Consider the following 17,510-nt stretch of genomic DNA (forward strand, 5'->3'; position numbering starts at 1 on the left):
TTCAAATTTTTCTTTAGACACGATTAAGTTTCCTTATGTGTGAGACCGTAAGCACCAGAGCTTACGGCTTGGTTAACAAAATTATTTTGCTTTACGCGCTTCAATAACGGCGTTGGCAACACTTGTTGGTGCTTCAGCATATTTCAATGGTTCCATTGAATATGATGCACGACCTTGAGTTTGTGAGCGTAAGTCAGTTGCATAACCGAACATTTCAGATAATGGCACTTGTGCGCGAACAATTTTCGCAAGCCCTAAATCTTCCATGCCTTCAACTAAACCACGACGACGGTTTAAGTCACCGATCACATCACCCATGTACTCTTCTGGTGTTTCCACTTCCACTTTCATGATTGGCTCAAGCAATACTGGATTTGCTTTCGCAAAACCTGCTTTGAACGCAAGTGAAGCAGCTAATTTAAACGCCAATTCAGATGAGTCAACATCATGATATGAACCAAAGTGCAAGCGTACACCAAGATCAACTACTGGATAACCTGCAAGCGGACCTGATTTTAACTGCTCTTGGATACCTTTATCAACGGCAGGGATATATTCACCAGGGATTACACCACCTTTAATTTCATTGACAAATTCATATCCTGGACCTTCTGGGTCTAATGGATACATATCAATAACAACATGACCATATTGACCACGACCACCTGATTGTTTTGCGTGTTTACCTTCAACATCATTAACGGCAGTACGGATAGTTTCGCGGTAAGCTACTTGTGGTTTACCAACATTCGCTTCAACTTTAAACTCACGACGCATACGGTCAACGATAATATCTAAGTGCAACTCACCCATACCAGAGATAATGGTTTCGCCTGACTCTTCATCAGTATGCACACGGAAAGACGGATCTTCTTGTGCCAAACGGCTAAGTGCGATACCCATTTTCTCTTGGTCAGCTTTGGTTTTCGGCTCAACCGCAACCGCGATTACGGGATCTGGGAACTCCATACGTTCCAGAATAATTGGTGCATCTTGCGCACACAATGTATCCCCAGTGCCTACATCTTTCAAACCGATGGCTGCTGCGATGTCGCCTGCGCGAACTTCTTTGATTTCTTCACGTTTATTCGCATGCATCTGTACGATACGACCAAAACGTTCACGTTTATCTTTCACTGAGTTCAATACAGTATCACCTGAATTTACAACACCAGAATAAACACGGAAGAACGTTAAGTTACCCACAAATGGGTCTGTTGCAATTTTAAATGCAAGCGCAGCAAACGGTTCCTCATCACTTGCATGACGCTCACCTTCCGTTTCATCAGGATTAATTCCTTTAATCGCTGGAACGTCAGTTGGCGCAGGAAGATAATCAACCACAGCATCAAGCATGGCTTGTACACCTTTATTTTTAAAGGCTGAACCACACGTTACAAGTATAATTTCGTTATTCAGTACGCGAGTACGGATAGCAGATTTGATCTCTTCTTCAGTCAAATCTTCACCGCCTAAATATTTTTCCATCAACTCTTCAGATGCTTCTGCCGCTGACTCAATTAGGTTTTGATGCCATTCATCGGCAAGATCTTTTAATTCAGCAGGAATGTCTTCATAAGTGAATGTCATACCCTGATCAGCTTCATTCCAGTTGATCGCCTTCATTTTTAAAAGATCAATAACACCTTTAAAGTTTTCTTCTGCACCAATTGGCAATTGAATTGGCACTGCCGTACCACCTAAGCGAGTTTTAATTTGCTCAACAACACGTAGGAAGTTAGCTCCCGTACGGTCCATTTTGTTCACGAACGCAATACGTGGTACGCTATATTTGTTTGCTTGACGCCATACTGTTTCAGATTGAGGTTGTACACCACCAACTGCACAATACACCATTACCGCACCATCAAGTACACGCATTGAACGCTCTACTTCAATCGTAAAGTCAACGTGTCCTGGAGTATCGATAATATTGATACGGTGTTGTGGGAATTGATTTGACATTCCGCTCCAGAATGCCGTTGTAGCCGCAGAAGTAATGGTGATACCACGCTCTTGCTCTTGTTCCATCCAGTCCATGGTTGCGGCACCATCATGCACCTCACCAATTTTATGGCTTATCCCAGTATAGAACAAAATACGCTCAGTGGTTGTTGTTTTACCTGCGTCGATGTGAGCACTGATACCGATGTTACGATAGCGCTCAATGGGAGTAGTTCTAGCCACGATTATTTCCTCTCGTTAGGCGTTGAAAAAAATTTGTTACGCAGGCTCAACATAAAGCCTGCGATTCGTTTACACAAAAGTGCGGTATTACCAGCGATAGTGAGCAAACGCTTTGTTTGCTTCAGCCATGCGATGAACATCTTCACGTTTTTTCACCGCAGCACCTTTATTATCCGCTGCATCTGAAAGTTCATTAGCAAGGCGTAAAGCCATTGATTTGTCACCACGTTTACGCGCAGCTTCAACGATCCAACGCATACCTAAGGCGTTACGACGAACCGGACGAACTTCTACCGGCACTTGGTAGGTTGAACCACCAACACGACGAGATTTAACCTCAACGGTTGGACGAACATTGTCAAGCGCAGCTTCAAACGCGTCTAAATGTTCTTTTCCAGTGCGCTCTGCGAGTATATCTAATGCACTGTATACAATTTTTTCTGCGATAGATTTTTTACCATCTACCATTAACACATTAATAAATTTTGCAAGCAATTCTGATCCGAACTTTGGATCTGGAAGGATCTTGCGTTGACCAATCACACGACGACGTGGCATGGCATTTCTCCGTATTTTTCTTCAGGTTACCCAAAACTCTTTTTTACTGGAGTCTGGTGATATTAATAGGTTGCTAAAATATTACGTTTGGCCTTACTTAACGGAGTCCATTAAGCTTTAGGTTTCTTCACGCCGTATTTAGAACGACCTTGTTTACGATCTTTCACGCCTGCACAGTCTAATGCACCGCGAACAGTGTGATAACGCACACCCGGTAAGTCTTTAACACGACCACCACGAATAAGCACAACGCTGTGCTCTTGAAGGTTGTGACCTTCACCACCGATATATGAAGTAACTTCATAACCGTTAGTTAAACGAATACGACAAACTTTACGTAGTGCTGAGTTAGGTTTTTTAGGTGTAGTAGTGTACACACGAGTACACACGCCACGTTTCTGCGGACATGCTTGTAACGCAGGAACGGCGCTTTTTACAACCTTCTTCACACGCGGTTTGCGTACTAGCTGGTTGATAGTTGCCATTAAAAAAGCTCCAGTTTTAATAATTATTCATAAATAGAATGTATAAAAATACACCATCTTATACAAGATGGACGACAAATTGTAGTCTTTGCATACAATGATGTCAAGTTTAATGCCGATTTTTCTCTATGCGTTCACACTATAATGCTAGTTGCGGATGATATTGCTCGCTCAGTGCAACCAACTTGCTCAGACTCATCAATGCAATAGTGGGCAATGATGTATAAAGTGCGGTGAGATGTCGTGCATGGATATCGCATTCAAGCGCATAAAGTGGGACATTGAGCGATGTAAATAACGTGCGGTATTTTAGTGGAAGGAGCACCCCCTCTTGCCAAAGGACTATGCTATCATTTTCACTAACTTGCGTCAGGATTCGCGTTAATTCATCAAGATTGTAATGGGCTTTGGAAAAGGTATATAGCATAGCAACCTCAAAACGTGAGAATGTTGACCGCACTTTGTAGTTTGGCGATGAGCACATGTCGTGTTAATACTTGGCAATCGAGCAGTAAATCCTGCTCTGTGAGCTCAAAATCACATAAAGAGTCTGCACAGGCGTAGCACTGCTCTATTTCATACAACGCAAGCAGTTTAAAACGTTTGAGAAAATCGACCTGCCCAATCAGATGGGGTTGTTGACCGCACTTGAGATTTAGCACACCATCACCGAGAAAAAATACTGCCAGCTCTTCAGGTTCTAAAAATGCCGTCGCCGCCAATGCAGCGTCCAGCCCTTCGCGGGAAACCGCACTTTCAAAGGGGGAATGGGTAAATACAATGGCGAGTTTGATCATAGGCTGATCACCCGATCCGCTTGTAATGCCGCTTGCATAAAATCCGTCAGCCCTGCTAATTCAAAGTGCGGTGCAAGATTATTCAGCTTACCTGTTGCACTGCTATCTTCATTAACAATGCCACGCCGCTGTGCTGCAGCGATACACAGGGTTAACCGCACTTGGTGTTTTTCGGCAAACGCCTGCCACTGGGCAGTTAAGTGCGGTTCATCGTTGGCAGGGTAATTAAATTGATTGCCCGTCAACACGCCATCATGATAGAAAAAAATTTGGGTAATGTCGTGACCGCACTTTAACAATTCCGTTGCAAATGCTAATGCCAGCGCGTTTCCTGTACCAGAATGCGGCGATTGGCTCACTTGCAATACATAGCGCATTATAGCTCCGTGTCGTCTTGTTTAATTTGACGGATATAGAGATAAACGGTATGGCGGGAAATATCCAGCCGATCCGCCACTTGGTGGATCGCATCTTTAATATCAAAAATGCCTTTTTCAAACAGCGCATAGACAATCTGCTTATTCTTGCTGTTGTTCGCCACGCTGGTGTCAGCATTAATTTCATCAATAGTATGCTCAATGGTCTGCGCTACTAAGTCTTCTACCGAATGTGCAAAATTGACTGGCCCTGCAAGTTCTGGCTGTGTCTGCGTTGGTACGAGAGCTTGCAAAAATTGTGATAATGGTGCGTCCAAGTTCATATTAATACACAACAGTCCAATAATACGCTGTTGTGGATTGCGAATGGCGATGGTGACCGATTTCATCAGCGCATTGCCTTTGGCGCGTGTGAAATAAGGCTTGGAGACATTATCCGTTTGCATATGGTGCAATGAGCTTAACGCCAGATCTGTTATCGGCGAACCCACCTTGCGGTTCGTGTTATGCCCATTGGCGATATAAATGGCAGAATGTTGTAAGTCCTCAAGTGAATGTAACACAATTTCACAATGCTCCCCAATTAAGGCAGCCAGCCCATCTACAACAGCAGTGTAAGACTCTAAAATTGCATTGTCTTGTTGATTAAAAACGTAGTCCATTTGCATAGTTATCATTATTATCAAGGCAAAGGCAGGGAAATCCCCTGCCGATTATTGTATGCGTTATTTTTTCGCTTTTGTAACATCCAGTAATTCAATATCGAATACAAGTGTTGAATTTGGCGGAATTGAGCCCGTAGCCTGTGCGCCATAACCTAATTCAGGTGGCACCACTAACTGAATTTTACCGCCTTTTTTGATCAATGGAATACCTTCCACCCAACCTTTCACTAATTTGTTTAACTGAAACTCAACAGGCTCACCACGCGTGTATGAACTATCAAACTCCTGCCCATTGACCAACGTGCCTTTATAGTGCACTTTTACGGTATCTTCTGGCGTTACAACATCGCCACTTCCCGCTTTTTCAATTTTATACAACAAGCCTGATTTGGTTTGTTTCACGCCATCTTTTTTTGCGTATTCCGCACGGAATTTTGCACCCTGCTCCTCGGCAGCTTTGGCATCGGCTTCTATTTTAGCTTGTGTTTTTTCTTTTAACACGTTATCCAGTTTCGTCAACTGCTCACCCAGTTGTTTATCATCAAATTTGCCTTTGTCATTAAAAGTCTCGGTAAACCCCTTAAGCACTTGTGCCTTATCATAAGTGACCAAGTCCTTTTGGCTTTCAATGATTTGCTGCATCTGCTTGCTCATCAATGCACCTACTGCATAAGATGAATCAGCCACAAATGTGCTATCTTTTGCATTATCTGCGGCAAAGACAGAGCTTGCCACCGCACTTACTACAATTGCTGTTACTAATGATAATTTTTTATTTAGCATAAAATTGCCCTTTCATATTTAAATTTACGTTTGTGTATCTTACACTATATCTTTGACAGGGAATAGTTTAAAGTGTTTGCAAAATTTTTTACTTTTTTAAAATAATGATGAATGAACAAACCTTTTTATTAAGCCAAATTGCCGAACTCGAAACAAAAATTACCTTTCAAGAAGGCATGATTGACGATCTCAACCAAGCTCTAATAAACCAGCAATTTGCTATCGACAAACTGCAACAACAAGTGCGGTTACTTGCGCGAAAACTCACTGATTTACAAACTAGCAATATCGCATCAATGAGCGAGGAAACGCCACCACCGCACTACTAAAAAAGCTGCAAATGCAGCCTTTTTATTATATTAACGTTTTATTTTTCTTGTGTTGTAGCAAAAAGGTTATGTTGTTGCCGTCACGCCGTGTTCACCTAGTAACGGCACAGCACCTCGTGCAAGCATTTTGAGCTGTAAGGTAACTCGCTCTTGTAAGGCTAACCGCTCTTTAGCACTCATATCAAGGGCGTTAGCCCCCGCGGTGAACACAATGGTCACCATGCCTTCCGCCTGAATATAGGCAACATAATCAGAAAAATCATTACGCTGGGCGATGTACTCTGCCAATTCATCAACGAAATGTTTAATTTCACGGGCCGCCGCTGTGCGAAAAGCGTGTGATGTGCCAGAGCTTTCACGCAATAATAAACGAAACATATTCGGGCGTTGGGCGATAAATTCAAAAAACGTTTCCACTGAAATGGCGATAACACTACCGCCCTTTTCAATGCGTTTGCGTGCTTGACGCATCAGCTGACGCAAGATCAACCCAGCCTCATCAACCATTGTTAGCCCCAATTCGTCCATATCACGAAAATGGCGATAAAACGATGTTGGCGCAATGCCTGCTTCACGTGCCACCTCTCGCAAGCTAAGGTTAGAAAAACTTTTTTCTGCGCTGAGCTGATTAAACGCGGCATCAACCAATGCCCGACGCGTTTTTTCCTTTTGCTGTGCTCGAACCCCCATAATGCCCCCTAGACTGACTGTGCCAAAATCGGTTCGACCGCACTTTGAATAATTTTTGCAATGCGCTCATAACGATTTCGTAACGGTGAGCCAGGACGATAAACCAAAATAATATGGCGGTAGGGCTGAGGCTGTACAAAGTGAATGTAATTAACACCTCGACGCTTGCCCTCATTTAAAATGGCCAATTTGGGCATTAACGTAACCCCAGTGTTTGCGGCAACCATATTACGCAGCGTCTCAAGGCTCGTTGCCTGAAAATGCTGATTCTCTTTCGCCCCTGCGGTAAAACAATAATCCATTGTTTGATTGCGTAAACAATGCCCATCGTCTAACATTAAAATTTCGTGATCTTTCAATTCTTCAAGATTTACCGTTTGACGTTGCGCCCACGCATGTTGTGGGGCAACCGCCAATAACATTGGCTCTTGGAACATCGGCACTTCAATAAAGTCTGCTGTTTCTGGCACTTGCGCAAGAATAGCACAATCCAGCTGTCCACTTTCCAATTTGTCTAACAAGGTTTGCGTTTGTGCCTCATAAAGGTACGTTTCCAGCTCGGGGAAATCCTTTTCGAGCACGGGTAGCATACACGGTAACAAATAAGGGCCTAACGTTGGAATTACCCCTATATGCAGCGGCCCGCTCATCTCTTTACCTTGATTACTTGCCATTTCTTTAAAAATGTGCACCTCAAGTAAAATTTTGCGTGCTTGGTCAACCAAGAGCATTCCCGATTGGGTAAATAGCACTTTGCGGCTGGTGCGTTCAAGCAACAATATGCCCAATTCTTGCTCCAATTTACGAATTTGCCCACTAAGCGTTGGCTGACTTACATTGCACGCATCGGCAGCTTTACGAAAGTGTTTATATTCAGATAATGCCACGAGATATTCAAGATCGCGAATATTCACACTGCACCTCATAGAAAAAAGCGATTGAAAGGATTGTCTTAATTGATTATAACTATAATCGATTTGCAATTATAATCAAGGGCAAGTTAATAAACCGCTTGTTTATTTTGATTTATCTCATAACATAAGGAGAACAGTATGTTACAGTCAATGGAAGGGAAAAAAGTCCCTAACGTAACGTTTCACACTCGCCAAGGCGATCAATGGGTTGATATTACTACCGACGAACTTTTTAAAAACCGCACCGTGATCGTATTCTCGCTGCCAGGTGCATTCACACCAACCTGTTCATCAAGCCATCTTCCTCGCTATAACGAGCTTGCAGCGACGTTTAAAGAGCACGGTGTTGATGACATTTTGGTGGTTTCTGTCAATGATACTTTCGTCATGAATGCGTGGAAAGAAGATGAAAAAGCAGAGCACATCCGCTTTATTCCTGATGGTAATGGCGAATTTACTGCAGGGATGGGCATGTTAGTAGAAAAAGCCGATCTTGGTTTTGGCAAACGCTCATGGCGTTATTCTATGCTTGTTAAAGATGGCGTGGTTGAAAAAATGTTTATTGAGCCAGAAGAGCCAGGCGATCCATTTAAAGTGTCTGATGCAGACACTATGTTGAAATACATCGCACCAGATCACAAAACCCAAGACTCTATCGCCATTTTCACTAAACCTGGCTGCCCATATTGCGCAAAAGCAAAACAAATGCTAATTGATCACAAATTGCAATATGAAGAAATCATTCTAGGTCACGATGCCACCACCGTCAGCCTGCGTGCAATCAGTGGTCGCCACACCGTACCGCAAGTCTTTATTGGCGGAAAACACATCGGCGGTAGCGATGATTTAGAGCAATATTTTGCCAATAAATAACCGCACTTTCATTATCAAAACCGAGCTGATGCTCGGTTTTTTAGTACAATACGCCGCCCGCTTCGCCTGACAAAACCCAATTAACGTGCTACACTGCAAAGCCAGTATTCATTGGCTTTTTAAGACTATGCAAAGAATTATTAAAATTGCAACTCGCCAAAGTCCACTGGCAATGTGGCAGGCCCAACATATCAAAGTGCGGTTAGAACAGCTCCACCCAAATGTGCAAGTGGAACTGTTACCGATGGTTACCAAAGGTGATGTGATTTTAGACACCCCATTGGCAAAAATTGGCGGCAAAGGGTTATTTGTTAAAGAACTCGAACACGCACTTTTAGAGCATCGTGCGGACTTAGCGGTGCATTCCATGAAAGATGTACCGATGGCATTTCCTGACGGCTTAGGCTTAAGTGTGATTTGCGCGCGTGAAAACCCTTATGATGCGTTCGTATCACACCACTATGCAAACCTTGCCGAATTACCCCAAAGTGCGGTAGTGGGGACTTCCAGCCTGCGTCGGCAAGCACAATTAAAAGCCTTACGCCCTGATTTACAGATCACATCGTTGCGTGGCAATTTAGGCACACGCCTAAGCAAGCTAGATGCGGGTGAATTTGATGCCATTATTCTGGCTGCTAGTGGTTTAAAACGATTAGGGCTTGAACAACGCATTCGCGAAATCATCTCGCCTTCCCATATTTTACCCGCTGTTGGACAAGGGGCGTTAGGGATTGAAACACGCATTGACGACGATGAAATCAATTCGTTACTTTCCCCCTTACAAGATGAGCATACCGCACTTTGTGTGAGTGCAGAACGGGCAATGAATACTCGACTACAAGGCGGTTGCCAAGTGCCGATTGCGGGCTTTGCTGAAATTGTAGGCGACCAGATTCAGATGCGCGCATTGGTTGGCGAAGTCGAGGGAAAAACGCTATTGCGAGCTCAAGGCGTCGCCCCTTTTATTCAAGCCCAACAGTTAGGCATCGATTTAGCTGAAAGTCTGCTGGCACAAGGGGCACAGGCATTGCTAGACAGCGTCTATTTAAACGGAAACTAGCGATGGCAATTTTGGTAACACGCCCTGGCAAACAAGGCGAAGCACTCTGTCAGCTACTCAATCAACACGGTTTTGCCACCTTACACGTGCCAATGATTGAAATGTGTCCTGGGCGCGATCTCAATACATTACCTAATCTCATCAAGGGATTAAGCCCATGCGACGGCATTTTGGCCGTCTCCAAAAGTGCGGTTCACTATGCTCGCCACGCCTTAAATAACGTAGGGTTTCATTGGCGAGACGATATTCACTATTTTGCCGTGGGCGCAAAAACCGCTCAACAACTTAGCCAGTGCACAGAATGTGGCGTTGCGTATGCCTTCCCACATGAAAATAGCGAGGGTTTACTAGCCCACCCCAACATACGATCATTTACAGGCAAAAAAATGCTGATTTTACGCGGCAATGGTGGGCGCAACCTTATCGCACAGCAGCTCACTACCCGTGGCATTGATGCAGAGTTTGTAGAAACCTATCAACGCAATCCCATTCAATATGATATGCCTTCTCAAGTGAGTATTTGGAAACGTGCGGGAATTAGCACTATAATTGTGACAAGTGGCGAAATTTTACGTTATTTAGTGGAATCTGTGCCAAAAAACGATCATAATTGGTTATTGGAACAACAATTGGTGACAATCAGTGCGCGCATCTCACAACAGGCTCTTACGTATGGTTGGCACAACGTAACACACGCAACACGTGCAGATAATATGTCTATACTTGCGAAATTATGCTCGCTTCGAGATGAACAAGACTAGTCAATGAGGTAAGAATATGAGTGATAAAACCCCAAAATTGCCGACTAATGGCAACCCGTCCTCGAATGAGGCACAACATAAAAGCAACGACGTAACGCCAAATAAAGACACGTCGAAGGCGCAACAAGGGGACAATAAAGTGCGGTCAGCGAATCAGAAAGCGAAATTCAGCGCAACGAAACCCGTATCTGAACAAGCACAAGATAAAAAGCAAGAAAATCAAACTGATAACGCGGATAAACCAAACCCAGAGTGCAAAAGTGTTGAAACAGCAACTACGGTAAACGCTCGCTCGTCGAGTGGCGGCAAAGGGCTAGCACTCTTGGCAATCCTCATCGCACTCAGCGTCGGTGGTGCTGGCTACTATTTTGGCATGCAAAAATACCATGAGCTTGCCCAACAACTTCAGCAAGCCAATCAGAGCAATTCAGCCACACCATCAAATGATACCGCTGCGCTTGAAACCGCACTTTCGCAATTAAAACAAACACAAGAAGCCCAAGCACAAGAATTAGCAAACACTAAAGCACAATTAGCGCAAGCTAATACACAGTTACAAGCATTGAGTAATCATGTGGATTTAGAAAAAGCACAACAAGCTGAATTACGCAATCAACTGAATAAATTGAGCTTTAATAATAAATCTCAAGCCAGCGACTGGTTGATGTCGGAAGCCGATTTCCTGCTCACTAATGCACAACGCAAACTGGTGCTAGATGGCGATATTGACACCGTTATTTCGCTACTACAAAGTGCGGATGCAAGCCTTGAAAAAGTACAAACATCGCAAGCCGTGGCCATTCGCTCTGCAATTCGCCAAGACATCAATCAACTTCAAAATCTCAATGATGTCGATCAAGACTTGATTATGTCTAAATTAAGCCTGCTTATTTCACAAGTGGATAATTTAAAAGTGCTATCGCTTAACACAAATAATGATAATGTCGAAGTGAGCGATTCCGTTGATGACTGGCAACAAAACTTGGAAAAAAGCGCAACGTCGTTCTTAGATCATTTTATTCGGGTAAGTAAAAAAGATAAAGACACGCCAGAGTTACTTGCACCAAATCAAGATATTTATCTGAGAGAAAATATCCGTATGAGTTTGCAAATTGCGCTTGCCGCCGTGCCACGCCAACAAAACGAAGTGTATAAACAATCCTTGGATTCTGTTGCCACTTGGTTACGCAGTTATTTTGATACAGACGATGCTTCCGTCGAGCAATTTCTACAACAAGTCGATCAGCTTAAAGAACAGTCTATTTATATCGATGCTCCCGCACAACTAAGCGCGTGGAAAACCATTAGTGCGGTATTAAACCGCAATAATCAGGTGCTAGAAACACTCTCTACCTCAACAAAAGCCAGCGAGCAAAGTGCGGTTAAATCGGATGATGTCAATGCTGAAAATAGCGAAGAAAAAACCAATGCCAATCAGCATCAACCCCACGAAGCCAATGCTGAGCCTGAAAAATTGGCTGAGCCTAAGCCCGCCGATAATGTACAGTGATAGGAGGCGATAATGTTTAAAGTTCTCTTTTTAATGTTACTTTTATTAGCGGGTCTTGTCGCTGGACCTTATCTATCAGGTAAACAAGGCTATGTGCTGATTTCAACTGCCAACTACAACATCGAAATGAGTATTCCAACACTGGTGGTGCTGTTTGTTGTCAGTTTGGCAGTGATTTACCTCTTACAATGGTTCATTAGCCGCTTCTTTAAAATGAGTAATAACACCTACCACTGGTTTTCTCGTCGCAAACGTGTGAAAGCAGAGAAACAAACAATGGCCGGTTTAATGAAAATGAATGAAGGCGATTACGCCAAAGCGGAAAAATTAATCGCGAAAAACGCTAAGCACGCACCAGAGCCCGTTTTAAATTTTATTAAAGCCGCGGAAGCCGCACAACAAAAAGGCGATGATCTCAATGCTAATCATTACTTAATGGAAGCGACAAAACTGGCTGGTAATGATAATTTAGTTGTCGAAATTGCGCGTGCACGTATTTTATTGCTGCAAGGCAAAGTTTCTGCTGCACGCAGTGCTATTGATAGCCTGCTCGTTGCCTGCCCACATAACCCTGAAGTGTTGCGTTTAGCTGTCGATATTTATCTACAATCCCACGCTTATACCCATTTAGACGAGCTATATAAACGTGTTGAAAACCGTTTAAATTATAACTCAGAACAATTATTGGGCTTAAAACACACCATTGAGGATGGGTTACAAGATGAGAAACTAAATGAAGAAGGTGTAGACGGTTTACTTGCTTGGTGGAAAGTGCAATCACGCGCACGTCACCATGATCTCTATGCACAAATCGGAATGCTTAAACGCTTACTTGCCGCAAATGATCAAGAATCAGCCTATGATTTCGCACTTGATGCAGCCAAACGGGTTGACCTAAAAGCCGATAAACTCGCTCTGCTTGAGCAGTTGCCATTCCTACAATGGGAGAAAAACAATAAGCTCATAAAAGTCTTGGAAAAGCAACTGGTTAGCTGTAATGATCCTGCTTTACAAGTTGCTTATAGCCGTGCGCTAGGTTATCTCAATGCACGAATTGATGCCTTTGCACAAGCAAAAACGTATTTAGATAATCTCATTAACGAACCTACACTAAGTCAAGCTGCTGATTACACTATGGCAGCCTATGTCTATGAGCAGCTCGGCGATCAATTAGGTGCTCAAAAAATTCGGGAGCAAGGTTTAGCACAAGCAATGGGGAAAAATCTTCATCCAACGCCAGAGCAGACTACGTTAATTGAAGCAAACGTATAATATGAAAGGGGCTTTATAGCTCCTTCCCATTCACTTAAGGAGAACACAATGAATATGCTCAAAACCGCACTTTGCCTTTTTCCTATGGCTTTGGTTGGCTGCACACAAATACAACAAACACCATCACAGCCATTAGATCATAAAACTGTGATGGAGTATGAAAAACGTGTTTCTACCCCGAATGCAAACGTTCATCAAGTGAACGAGCACAGTAACGACATTCTCAATGCCAGTGATCATAATAAGACTAGCGCACAACCAGTCAATCGCCCAGCAAAGATCACGGGCATTCGTGTCGGCACAGGCGGTGATATTGGTTTTGGAAGTGCGGTTGGCATTCCCGCAACCATGAAAGTACATGAGCAAGGCTCACGCCGTTATATTCGTGAAAGCGATGTGCACACAGAGGTAATTAAAAATACACCGACAGAAAAACGCACTCGCACAACTGAACACTCGCAAGAACGCTGGCAATCAAAATCCAGCACTGTACAGTTTGGTATGCACTAAAAAAAGCGACCTTTAAGGTCGCTTTTTTTATAGAATAAATCGACTAAGATCCTCGTTTTCCACCACATCACCCAGTGCATTTTGGACATAATCTTTATCAATACTAACACATTGTCCACTCATCTCACTGGCATCAAATGAAATCTGATCCATTAAACGCTCCAATACAGTATGCAAACGACGGGCACCGATATTTTCTGTTTTCTCATTAACGGTAAATGCCGCCTGTGCGATGGTTGCAATGGCATCCTCCGTAAAGACAATGTCAACCCCTTCGGTTTTCATCAATGCTTGATACTGCTCGGTTAATGACGCATTTGGCTCTGTTAAAATTCGCTCAAAATCATTGGCACTCAGTGCGCCTAATTCTACACGAATAGGTAACCGCCCTTGTAATTCAGGAATTAAATCCGACGGACGAGCCACTTGAAACGCCCCCGAAGCAATAAATAAAATATGGTCGGTTTTCACCATACCGTGCTTCGTATTAATGGTTGAACCTTCTACCAATGGCAATAAATCTCGCTGCACACCTTCTCGAGAAACATCTGGTCCTGAGGTTTCACCACGTTTACAGATTTTATCAATTTCATCAATAAAGACGATGCCATGTTGCTCCACAGCTTCAATTGCTTTGAGTTTTAGCTCTTCAGGATTGATCAATTTTGCCGCTTCATCTTCAGTCAGCACTTTTAACGCATCTTTAATTTTCATTTTGCGTTTTTTGGTTTTACCGCTAGACATATTCTGAAACAACGATTGCAATTGGTTCGTCATCTCTTCCATACCTGGAGGTGCCATAATTTCAACCCCCATCGCCGCTTGGGCTACATCGATTTCAATTTCTTTATCATCTAACTGCCCTTCTCGCAATTTTTTGCGAAATACTTGGCGCGTATGGCTACTTGTGTCTGTTTTTTCCGCTTCACCCCATTGATTTTGGGCAGGCGGCAACAGTGCATCCAAAATACGCTCTTCTGCCGCTTCTTCCGCTCGGAATTTATTTTTTTCAATTTCTGTTTGGCGTACTAATTTCATCGCCACATCGGCTAAATCACGAATAATTGAATCAACTTCCTTACCCACATATCCCACTTCTGTAAATTTCGTCGCCTCCACTTTAATAAACGGTGCATTAGCCAATTTCGCTAAACGGCGAGCAATTTCTGTCTTACCAACCCCTGTTGGACCGATCATCAAAATATTCTTCGGCGTCACTTCATGACGCAGTGGCTCAGGTAATTGCATTCTGCGCCAACGATTACGCAATGCAATGGCAACAGCACGTTTTGCTTCACGTTGTCCAATAATATGGCGATCTAATTCAGATACTATTTCTCTTGGAGTCATCTCAGACATATATTTTTCCTTTCAAATTCACTACGGTGTGGCAAGTTTTAATACCACAACGCCGACAATAATTAACAATACCCCTAACGTACGCCAAAATGTGAGGCTGTCTTGATAAAACAAAACGCCAACCACAAACGCACCCACGGCACCAATACTGGTCCAAACAGCATAGGCTGTCCCAATTGGAATTGTTTTTTGTGCCAGCCATAATAGCGCACCACTTGCTGCCATAAAGACAACTGCAATCATAATCCCCAAAATGCGCGTTTCAGCCTGAGTTGCCATTTTCAACCCGACTGGCCATCCAATTTCCATGAGCCCTGCGATCAGGAGATAAAACCATCCCATTAAGGCAGTGCCTCAATCGTGAAATTCGTGTTCGTATAAACACAAATATCCCCTGCAATTTTAAGGGATTTCTCAACAATTTCGCGTGCAGATAGATCCGTATTCTCCACTAGTGCACGCGCTGCTGAAAGTGCATAATTTCCACCTGAACCAATCGCCAGAATTTGATCCGCTTCTGGCTGTACCACATCGCCTAGCCCACTGATAATCAACGATTCTTTTTCATCAGCAACAATCAGCATCGCTTCTAATTTACGCAACGCCCGATCGGTGCGCCACTCTTTTGCAAGTTCGACCGCACTTTTTAATAAATGCCCTTGGTGCATTTCAAGTTTACGCTCAAACAATTCAAATAATGTGAATGCGTCTGCCGTGCCGCCCGCAAAACCTGCCAGCACTTTACCGCCATATAAACGCCGCACTTTGCGGGCATTACCTTTCATGACAGTATTTCCTAAAGACACTTGCCCATCACCGCCGACAACAACTTCACCGTTGCGACGCACACTGACTATTGTGGTCATAATTCACCTCATCAAACAAAGTGTCACCGCACTTTGCATTTCACTGTTCAATGATCACTATATGGGTATAAAAAGTGCGGTTTCAAGGCATGCTCGAAAAAGAAAAGTGCGGTCTAGACCGCACTTTGATATGGATTATACCACGGTGGGTATTGCAAAAATGGTATAAAGCACAATAACAACTGCGCCGACTAACAATGGCACACTGGTGCGTTTAACCAGTAATAATGGAGAGATATTCCCCGCACCAGAGACTGCTACAATCACGCCAGATACTGGCGACATGCCTCGTGCAGTGTTAGAGACTTGCACCATTGGCGCAATGAGATACGCTGGGTTGATGCCTAAGTGTGTAGCTAATTTAGGTGCGATTTCAACAAACGCATAGAATGCAGCATTCCCAGAACCAGATGCGATGGTGACCAACATAGTAATAACCACCAACGTTAACATCATAATCAGTGCTGCTGATCCAAATTGCTGGGTTGTATCAATCAGATCACGAATAAAGCCGATTTGGTTTAAACCTTCTGCAAATACACCAGCTGCAACTAACAACATTACTACGCCAGAAAAAGCTTCTGCCATGCCTTTGTAGCACACTTCAATACCTTCATACACCGCTTGTGCGCTGCGTTTGCGGATAAACTCAATCAGTGCGGTAATTAAAATGGTTAACACCACAACCGCTCCAAGTGAGAGCTGCGGGAGCGTGGTGCCATTAAACAAAATCAAGCCTGCAATCGGTAAAAACGGCAGCACAATATAATAGGTTGGCGCGTTGGTTGTTAAAAGCGTGTTAGGATCAACGCTGTCTGTGGGTTGAAATTGCACTTGCTCAGGATGCAATCCTTCTTGTCTATCACAGAAACGCTGCCAGAAAAAGTGCGCTGTTGCAATTGCCAATAATGCCACAATACTCATCGGTAAAATGGTAAAGAATGAAAAATCAATAATGTTGGCTTCTGCTTTTTCCGCTGCTAAAATCAAATCCGCTGCGGTTGGGTTAAGATTCACCGCAGATGTGGTCGCACACACTGCCGCCGCACTGGGTGCTGAAATGCCAAGTCGTGTCATAATAGGGAAGAATGTTGCCATCAAAAAAACACCAAGTGCGGTAGCAGAACCAATAGCAAATCCCATTTGATAAGCAATTAAATACCCACCAACCAAGAGCAGGTAAGGCGATTTTATGTGTTTTAACGGCTTACATAGCACCCGCACGACCACATCATTTGCCCCAACTTCTGACATATAATAGGAAAAACCAATTAAAATCATAATGAGCAAGCCCAGCCCACCGCCACGTTTTTCCATTAAATGGTAAATATACTCAACAATGTCTGTTACACTTGTGCCCGTGCTTTCTTTAAGTGGCGAATGCCCCATAAATGCCGCAACAATCAGCAATAAGATGCCTGCTGTAAATAACACCCCTTTAGCATTGTAACGTTTGATTATCAGCCAACCAACCAAAAAAATGGTTAGAAATCCAAGTAGTAATCCCATGTTTT

The 17,510-nt window shown here is 43.4% G+C and carries 21 protein-coding genes; 7 read left to right on the forward strand and 14 right to left on the reverse strand.

Features of this window, described 5'->3' with window-relative positions; all coding sequences use genetic code 11:
- Nucleotides 1-81: 81 nt before the first annotated feature.
- The 8 genes from fusA to fkpA form a co-directional block, all read right to left on the reverse strand.
- Complete coding sequence (fusA, locus tag HPC40_RS08260) at nt 82-2,187, reverse strand: elongation factor G (protein WP_208119020.1); 2,106 nt, start codon at nt 2,185-2,187, stop codon at nt 82-84.
- An 87-nt stretch (nt 2,188-2,274) separates the two neighbouring features.
- Entirely contained in the window at nt 2,275-2,745 is a 471-nt protein-coding gene (rpsG, locus tag HPC40_RS08265; protein WP_208119021.1) for a 30S ribosomal protein S7, read from the reverse strand.
- Between the two features lie 110 nt (nt 2,746-2,855).
- A complete protein-coding gene (rpsL, locus tag HPC40_RS08270) occupies nt 2,856-3,230 on the reverse strand; it encodes a 30S ribosomal protein S12 (protein ID WP_208119022.1) in 375 nt (124 codons plus the stop codon).
- Nucleotides 3,231-3,369: 139 nt separating this feature from the next.
- Complete coding sequence (locus HPC40_RS08275) at nt 3,370-3,657, reverse strand: DsrH/TusB family sulfur relay protein (protein ID WP_208119023.1); 288 nt, start codon at nt 3,655-3,657, stop codon at nt 3,370-3,372.
- A gap of 7 nt (nt 3,658-3,664) precedes the next feature.
- Nucleotides 3,665-4,027 carry a sulfurtransferase complex subunit TusC gene (tusC, locus tag HPC40_RS08280; protein WP_208119024.1) on the reverse strand — a complete coding sequence of 121 codons (363 nt, stop codon included), beginning with the start codon at nt 4,025-4,027 and terminating at the stop codon, nt 3,665-3,667.
- Nucleotides 4,024-4,404, reverse strand: a complete 381-nt coding sequence (tusD, locus tag HPC40_RS08285) for a sulfurtransferase complex subunit TusD (protein WP_208119025.1) — start codon at nt 4,402-4,404, stop codon at nt 4,024-4,026. The genes tusC and tusD overlap by 4 nt, the downstream gene beginning before the upstream one ends.
- Nucleotides 4,404-5,072, reverse strand: a complete 669-nt coding sequence (locus HPC40_RS08290) for a helix-turn-helix transcriptional regulator (protein ID WP_408021827.1) — start codon at nt 5,070-5,072, stop codon at nt 4,404-4,406. The genes tusD and HPC40_RS08290 overlap by 1 nt, the downstream gene beginning before the upstream one ends.
- 57 nt (nt 5,073-5,129) lie before the next feature.
- Nucleotides 5,130-5,852 (reverse strand): FKBP-type peptidyl-prolyl cis-trans isomerase, encoded by a 723-nt coding sequence (fkpA, locus tag HPC40_RS08295; RefSeq protein WP_208119027.1) that lies wholly within the window; start codon nt 5,850-5,852, stop codon nt 5,130-5,132.
- A gap of 107 nt (nt 5,853-5,959) precedes the next feature.
- Here fkpA and HPC40_RS08300 point away from each other — a divergent pair, with 107 nt between their 5' ends.
- Nucleotides 5,960-6,181, forward strand: a complete 222-nt coding sequence (locus HPC40_RS08300) for a SlyX family protein (protein ID WP_208119028.1) — start codon at nt 5,960-5,962, stop codon at nt 6,179-6,181.
- 66 nt (nt 6,182-6,247) lie between these two features.
- Here HPC40_RS08300 and fabR read toward each other — a convergent pair whose 3' ends face one another.
- Complete coding sequence (gene fabR, locus HPC40_RS08305; protein WP_208119029.1) at nt 6,248-6,871, reverse strand: HTH-type transcriptional repressor FabR; 624 nt, start codon at nt 6,869-6,871, stop codon at nt 6,248-6,250.
- Nucleotides 6,872-6,879: 8 nt separating this feature from the next.
- The gene (gene oxyR / locus HPC40_RS08310) at nt 6,880-7,785 is read right to left on the reverse strand and encodes a DNA-binding transcriptional regulator OxyR (protein ID WP_208119030.1); all 906 of its coding nucleotides are present in this window, start codon (nt 7,783-7,785) and stop codon (nt 6,880-6,882) included.
- A gap of 138 nt (nt 7,786-7,923) precedes the next feature.
- Between oxyR and HPC40_RS08315 the strand changes: the two genes are divergently transcribed.
- The 6 genes from HPC40_RS08315 (at nt 7,924) to HPC40_RS08340 (ending at nt 13,771) form a co-directional block, all read left to right on the forward strand.
- Nucleotides 7,924-8,658 carry a glutathione peroxidase gene (locus HPC40_RS08315; protein ID WP_208119031.1) on the forward strand — a complete coding sequence of 245 codons (735 nt, stop codon included), beginning with the start codon at nt 7,924-7,926 and terminating at the stop codon, nt 8,656-8,658.
- Between the two features lie 127 nt (nt 8,659-8,785).
- On the forward strand, nt 8,786-9,718 hold the full coding sequence (gene hemC / locus HPC40_RS08320) for a hydroxymethylbilane synthase (protein WP_208119032.1): 933 nt from the start codon (nt 8,786-8,788) through the stop codon (nt 9,716-9,718).
- A 2-nt stretch (nt 9,719-9,720) separates the two neighbouring features.
- Nucleotides 9,721-10,479 (forward strand): uroporphyrinogen-III synthase, encoded by a 759-nt coding sequence (locus tag HPC40_RS08325; RefSeq protein WP_208119033.1) that lies wholly within the window; start codon nt 9,721-9,723, stop codon nt 10,477-10,479.
- Nucleotides 10,480-10,495: 16 nt separating this feature from the next.
- Entirely contained in the window at nt 10,496-11,989 is a 1,494-nt protein-coding gene (locus tag HPC40_RS08330) for a uroporphyrinogen-III C-methyltransferase (protein ID WP_208119034.1), read from the forward strand.
- Nucleotides 11,990-12,001: 12 nt separating this feature from the next.
- Nucleotides 12,002-13,261, forward strand: a complete 1,260-nt coding sequence (locus HPC40_RS08335; protein ID WP_208119035.1) for a heme biosynthesis HemY N-terminal domain-containing protein — start codon at nt 12,002-12,004, stop codon at nt 13,259-13,261.
- Between the two features lie 48 nt (nt 13,262-13,309).
- Complete coding sequence (locus tag HPC40_RS08340; protein WP_208119036.1) at nt 13,310-13,771, forward strand: hypothetical protein; 462 nt, start codon at nt 13,310-13,312, stop codon at nt 13,769-13,771.
- Nucleotides 13,772-13,798: 27 nt separating this feature from the next.
- On the opposite strand, the gene hslU is transcribed toward HPC40_RS08340, so the two are convergent.
- The 4 genes from hslU to dcuC all read right to left on the reverse strand — a co-directional run bounded on the left by hslU (nt 13,799) and on the right by dcuC (nt 17,505).
- Entirely contained in the window at nt 13,799-15,130 is a 1,332-nt protein-coding gene (gene hslU, locus HPC40_RS08345; RefSeq protein WP_208119037.1) for an HslU--HslV peptidase ATPase subunit, read from the reverse strand.
- A gap of 21 nt (nt 15,131-15,151) precedes the next feature.
- Nucleotides 15,152-15,472, reverse strand: a complete 321-nt coding sequence (locus HPC40_RS08350) for a DMT family transporter (protein WP_208119038.1) — start codon at nt 15,470-15,472, stop codon at nt 15,152-15,154.
- Complete coding sequence (gene hslV / locus HPC40_RS08355) at nt 15,472-15,996, reverse strand: ATP-dependent protease subunit HslV (protein WP_208119039.1); 525 nt, start codon at nt 15,994-15,996, stop codon at nt 15,472-15,474. The genes HPC40_RS08350 and hslV overlap by 1 nt, the downstream gene beginning before the upstream one ends.
- Nucleotides 15,997-16,131: 135 nt before the next feature.
- Nucleotides 16,132-17,505 (reverse strand): anaerobic C4-dicarboxylate transporter DcuC, encoded by a 1,374-nt coding sequence (gene dcuC / locus HPC40_RS08360; RefSeq protein ID WP_208119040.1) that lies wholly within the window; start codon nt 17,503-17,505, stop codon nt 16,132-16,134.
- Nucleotides 17,506-17,510 lie beyond the last annotated feature (5 nt).

This window comes from Spirabiliibacterium falconis (assembly GCF_014885015.1).
Classification (GTDB): domain Bacteria; phylum Pseudomonadota; class Gammaproteobacteria; order Enterobacterales; family Pasteurellaceae; genus Spirabiliibacterium; species Spirabiliibacterium falconis.